A 212-nucleotide genomic window follows, 5' to 3' on the forward strand; every position below is an offset into this window, starting at 1 on the left:
ACAACTCGATTCGTTTCGCATTCAGTTTTCAGGGAATAACCAGTTCCCCAAAAAGTGACGTTAAGCTGCAAAGCTTAATCCGATTACTTTCCGGGGAGCCCCGTAGTACCTGAAACACATCGTTTGGTGATGATGGCGGAGGGGATCCACGCGTTCCCATCCCGAACACGACCGTTAAGCCCTCCAGCGCCAATGGTACTTGGACCGCAGGG

At 52.4% G+C, this 212-nt stretch carries 1 rRNA gene (running past one end of the window); it reads left to right on the top strand.

What is annotated here, in order from left to right:
• Nucleotides 1-122 precede the first annotated feature (122 nt).
• Nucleotides 123-212 (top strand): 5S ribosomal RNA (gene rrf / locus FE784_RS31800); it runs 20 nt beyond the window's last position.

This window comes from Paenibacillus hemerocallicola, assembly GCF_006265175.1.
In the GTDB taxonomy this organism is placed as follows: domain Bacteria; phylum Bacillota; class Bacilli; order Paenibacillales; family NBRC-103111; genus Paenibacillus_AB; species Paenibacillus_AB hemerocallicola.